Here is a 5,354-nt window from a genome sequence, read left to right on the forward strand (position 1 = left end):
GTACAACTTAATGTTAGCCGTATTACTGTTGAATCTGCTTATCAACAATTACTAGCTGAAGGTTATGTAGAAAGTAAACCGAAACGTGGGATTTTTGTTGCAGAAGTTGATATTGATGTCATTCAAAATAAACAACAAGTTGTGTCAAACAGCGCTAACAATATAAAAAAAGAACAATATGACTATGATTGTAGCCAAGGGCTGATTGATCAAAAAGCTTTTCCAATTACAAACTGGAAAAGAGCATTACAAGAAACTTTATTCCAGTATGAAAATGAATTATTTGCTAGAGAAGATCCTCAAGGTGAGTTCGTTTTACGAGAGCATATTTCAAAATATTTATACCATGCCCGCGGGGTACATTCTTCACCTGATCAAATTATTATCGGAGCCGGTACGCAGCCTCTTCTTTGGCTACTACTTCAACTGCTTGGTTCAAAAAAAGAATATGGAATCGAAAACCCTGGATTTCACCGTATAACTGCCATGATTCAAAGTTCTGGTCTTCCTGTTCACCCTATTTCATTAGACGATAAAGGGATTCGTATTTCAGCTTTACGTGAATCACGTTCCAATGTAGCATACGTCACTCCATCACACCAATTTCCTCTTGGAATGATTATGCCATTATCTAGAAGGCTCGAATTATTAAGATGGGCCAATGATTGCGGAGGATATATTATTGAAGATGATTATGACGGAGAATTTCGTTATGTAGGAAAACCTATTCCCTCTTTACAAGGACTRGATTCAAAKGAACGCGTTATTTATATGGGAACTTTCTCGAAATCCTTCTTACCTTCTTTRCGAATGGGGTATATYGTTTTACCAACTCAYCTATTAAAAATCTATACAGAGCTTGAAGGTAAGTTTAAACAAACTGTTTCCACAATACAGCAACTCGCTTTTGCAACCTTTATTCACAATGGTGATTGGGAGCGCCATTTGAACCGTAGTCGTACGTTATATAAAAGAAAGCACACATTACTAGTTAAATCTATCAAAAATGAAATGGGATCTCGTGTTCAAATACTTGGCGAACAGTCTGGACTGCATATCGTACTTCATGTTCATAATGGTATGAACGAACAAGAACTTATTCATACTGCTGCAAAACAACGCATTAAGTTGTACCCTCTCTCAACATACGATTCTGTTCATAATTTAAGGGAGGCGTCGTATGTATTACTCGGTTTTGGCAGTATTCCAGAAGATTGTATCGAAACTGTTGTCAAATTACTGAAAAGAGCCTGGTTCCCTAACTAAAAATAACTTCACGCAAGTTATACTTACGTGGAGTTATTTTCATTCACTATTTTTCTGATACTTGCCCTGATCTCGCTGTCCTTCCTGGACGCTTAACACCAGTTGTTTCTGTTGAATAGGAAGCTTCAATTATAGCACTTGGATCTACAGAGAGAACGAGATCTTTCATTTTTGGATAAATGAAACGGTTTGTAATACAATAAATGATTTTCTTGTGCTCTCCTAAAAAACCACCTTCTCCATGTAGATACGTAACGGATAATTGCAATTCTTTCATAAGCAAATCGCCTATTTCTTTATTTTTCCCAGAAATAATCATAACGCTCTTTCCTTGATTAATACCATCTAATATGAAATCAATCATTTTCGTAACAATATAGAAAATTGCTAATGAAAACATCGCTTGCTCAATTGAAAATAAAATAGCAACAAATACAAAAATAACCGCATTTACAGCAAGTAAAAATGTACTAATTGGTACTTTAAAATGCTTGTTCATCCAAACAGCTAACATTTCTGACCCATCAATTGCTCCACCCATTTTTACAACAATCCCAACACCAACACCAAATAGAACTCCTCCATAAAGTACAATTAATAATTCTGAAGTCGTAATTGCTGGAAATGGTTTTAAATAAATCAATCCAAGTGTTGTAACAACATTTGCATAAGACGTACGGATAAAGAACTTCTTACCCATTACTTTTGCAGTAAATAACAAAATAGGAATATTAAGTCCTAAAAACACTCCGTAAAGCGGTAATCCTGCAACTTTATTGGCCATAATAGCAATCGCAGTTACCCCACCGTCTACTAGGCCATTAGGCGCTAAAATAAGTTCTAGTGAGCCCGCTACAATAATGGATCCAATTGTTAATAATACGTATTCGAATAATTTTTTCATTCATTACCCCCAAAACTTATATATTTTCTTAGTATTATTTTAACGTAATTTTACTACTAATTCAAAGATATCAGTTTATATACACAAAAGTTTCACCTTTATAGTGATTTTTTATGTAATTTATTTACAAAAACACACTTACGTATTTCAGTAAGTGTGCTCCAAACATTTATTTAAGTTTTAAGTATGAATTCACTTTCATTTTAAATATTTCATCAACTGCTCTATTATACCCACCAGCATTTCGAAGTGACTCTCCAACTTTACGACTATTTTCCTTAAACGTTACATCATACATTACTTTCTTTACAGTCTCACGTAACAATTCAGAAGTTAATTCTTTACGATTAAGCCTTATTCCAGCTCCTACTTCACTCACTCGTTTCGCAACTAAAGGCTGATCTCCTGTTACCGGAATTACAACTAACGGGACACCGTAATATAGTGCTTCACTCGAACTATTCATACCACCGTGTGTCACGAATACATCAGCGTACTGTAATACTTCTAATTGCGGCACATAATTATACAACTTAAAGTTATTCGGAATGTTTTCAAATTGACTTATATTTATCTTCTTACCAACAACTAATACGACTGTCGCTTCTACATCTTTAAACGCTTCAAAACATTTTTCATATAACTCAGGTTGTTCATTAAAAACTGTTCCCATAGAAATGAAAATCAATTGTTTATCTTTTAAATCTTCCATAGGAAAGCTATCTACTTCTTTTCGAGTAGCAATTGATGGACCGACAAACTTATACGATTCATCGAATACATCTGAACGCGGCTGATATTCCTTTGAAGTATATACAATAGTAATATCACCAGGATGATTCATAATATCATACATATTAATACATTTCATTCCATACTGCCTATTCCATTTTTCCATTCCCGCTAAACAAGATTGATATAATGGATTAGTTTCATCTACTTGTCTCGATTCTTGTTCATCATTAAAAGTAATGTACTGATTAAAAGCAAACGTTGTACAAGAAGAAACGCTAGGTAATTTTAAAACATTCGCTATAATACGTCCTACTGGAAAATGATTATCGTATATCAAGTAATCGTACTTTTCCCCTTTTGTTTCTTCTACAATTTGAGTAACAATAAGCTCTGATGCTTCAATCATATGAGATAGCATCGTCAAAGGACCCCCACCTTCATTTACTCGTTCCATAATATTAATTTGAGAGAGGAAATTCTCAAACACTCGGAATTCTGCACCTGTTGCTTCAATCTTCTTTCTATAATCTTCAATACAATACGAAACAACTGTTTCCCCTCGCCGAATTAACTCACTTACAATAGCTAAAGTCGGATTTATATGACCTTCTCCAGGGAAATTTATTACGAGTACATTTGCCATAATATTCTCTCCTATCTAATATAATTAATAGTTAATCATATTAATTAATTTAAAACTATTAAGTAATCTATTCTACCCCAACAATGATTTTTGGTGGGGATGTAAAAACCTTTTTGGAATTGATCCAAGGCATGTACATCATTTAGAAACAATACACGTATTATTGAAAAAGCATACTACCTTGCCCATCCCGACTATTTTGCAAAAACATGTTTTAAATGGACGAGAGTATGTTGTTGTCGAAAAACTAACAGGAAGTACGCTGCAATCCTTTCTCGGACAACCTGATTCTATTTTATTCAACCTTGGAAAAGGACTAGCAGAAATTCATTCGTTTCAAGCAGARTTTATAGGAAACCCATCAAATACTTTCCACATTCCACTAGAAGAATTTAAGTCTCACATATTAAAAGTCAGTAAAGATCTTGTAAATAGGTTCTATTCCGATAACGCGAGCATCCAAAACGCATTTCATACTTTTGAGTCACAGCTCTCTTCCTTGCCGTCACCGAAGGAATCTACACTCGTTTTAATTGATATGGATCCTACCCAGTTTTTATCAGATGATCAATCTATTACTGGTTTAGTAGATACAGAAGCTTATGCAATTGCTCCACGAGAGTTTGATTTTATTGGATTAGAATATGTACTTACAGAAAAAGCGGCTCATGCTTTTAAACAAGGTTACGAAACCATTATGCCCATTCCTCGTCTTGAAGAATGTAGACATCCCTATCGATATTTGTACCGGTTATTATCTGTTCAGGGCAGTGTGGAGTTAGACAAGTGGCTAAGTCATCCATCCTATTTTTAAATACGAATGAGAGGGATTATGAAATGAATATTGAACAAAAGAAATCTTTAACAGCAAACGAAATTCAGCAAATGAAAGATTTATCTCATATTTGCGGACAACACGATCAAATTGATTACTCGTCAGATTTACATATAAACTTTTTAACTGCCCGTAATATAGAAGTGGTAAATGATTTTCTATTTTATGATGATACTCAATTAATCGGTGCATTAAGTATGTATGACTTTGAGAGACCAACAAAACTGGAGTTAATAGGGTTTGTTCATCCGAACTATAGGAAACAACATATAGGCACTACTCTTTTACAAACCGCAATGAAAGAAATACAAAAAAGAGAGGCAGATGAAGCCCTTCTTATAATTAATGGTGACTCTATTTCAGGGAAATCATTTGCAAGACAAATGAACTTTCCTTATTTATACAGTGAATACGGTATGGAGTTCAAAACAAACGAAGCACAAAAAACAATGAAAAATAATATTAATCTTACCGTTGCATCTTCTGAATTACTTCCTGATCTTATAGAAATCGCTAGTGAAGCTTTTGGAGATTCGGCAGCAAATACATCCACATGGTTACAAAAGATGATGAATTCATCTTCCCATCAAGTTTACAGTGCTCTTATCGATGAAAAAGTGATAGGAACGATTACAGTTACTGAGCAAGAGCAATCTACTACACTATCAGGATTTGCAGTTCATCCTTCTTATCAAGGTAAAGGATATGGTAAAGATATTCTTAGTTATATGGTACATACACTTATTACAGAAGGAGTTTCAACAATTGAACTAGACGTCGAAACGAAAAATAACAATGCTTTAAAACTATATACACAATGTGGTTTTGAAATTATGACGAAGTATGATTATTATGGATTGTTGGAATAGGAGTGACTTTTCTATCGAGGAAGCATGTTATTTTAGAGACGAAATTATTACCTCTTTAAAATCTGTAGGATGTAACAATATACAACTACACGGTATAAATAG

General features: G+C 34.1%; 4 protein-coding genes and 1 pseudogene. 3 read left to right on the top strand and 2 right to left on the bottom strand.

From position 1 onward, the window contains the following. A partial coding sequence (gene pdxR / locus AC1DJR_RS21680; protein ID WP_477003473.1) for a MocR-like pyridoxine biosynthesis transcription factor PdxR occupies positions 1–1,266 on the top strand: 1,266 nt, incomplete at its 5' end. 46 nt (positions 1,267–1,312) lie between these two features. Here the strand turns inward: pdxR and AC1DJR_RS21685 are convergent. Together AC1DJR_RS21685 and AC1DJR_RS21690 are read right to left on the bottom strand one after the other, a co-directional pair. Next, on the bottom strand, positions 1,313–2,170 hold the full coding sequence (locus tag AC1DJR_RS21685; protein ID WP_429688790.1) for a YitT family protein: 858 nt from the start codon (positions 2,168–2,170) through the stop codon (positions 1,313–1,315). A 169-nt stretch (positions 2,171–2,339) separates the two neighbouring features. Next, a complete protein-coding gene (locus tag AC1DJR_RS21690) occupies positions 2,340–3,548 on the bottom strand; it encodes a macrolide family glycosyltransferase (RefSeq protein ID WP_429688788.1) in 1,209 nt (402 codons plus the stop codon). Positions 3,549–3,624: 76 nt separating this feature from the next. On the opposite strand from AC1DJR_RS21690, the pseudogene AC1DJR_RS21695 reads away from it, so the two are divergent. Together AC1DJR_RS21695 and AC1DJR_RS21700 are read left to right on the top strand one after the other, a co-directional pair. Next, positions 3,625–4,362: pseudogene (locus AC1DJR_RS21695) on the top strand (phosphotransferase); the annotation flags it as partial. 23 nt (positions 4,363–4,385) lie between these two features. Then, positions 4,386–5,252, top strand: coding sequence for a GNAT family N-acetyltransferase (locus tag AC1DJR_RS21700; protein WP_060749809.1), 867 nt, complete (start codon positions 4,386–4,388; stop codon positions 5,250–5,252). The last annotated feature ends 102 nt before the right edge of the window (positions 5,253–5,354 follow it).

The organism is Bacillus sp. 05T31 (assembly GCF_056396725.1).

Excerpts from the sequence above, each read along its gene's own strand:
- AC1DJR_RS21685 (WP_429688790.1), bottom strand. The coding sequence starts at position 2,170 with ATGAAAAAATTATTCGAATACGTATTATTAACAATTGGATCCATTATT.
- AC1DJR_RS21690 (WP_429688788.1), bottom strand. The coding sequence starts at position 3,548 with ATGGCAAATGTACTCGTAATAAATTTCCCTGGAGAAGGTCATATAAAT.
- AC1DJR_RS21700 (WP_060749809.1), top strand. The coding sequence starts at position 4,386 with ATGAATATTGAACAAAAGAAATCTTTAACAGCAAACGAAATTCAGCAA.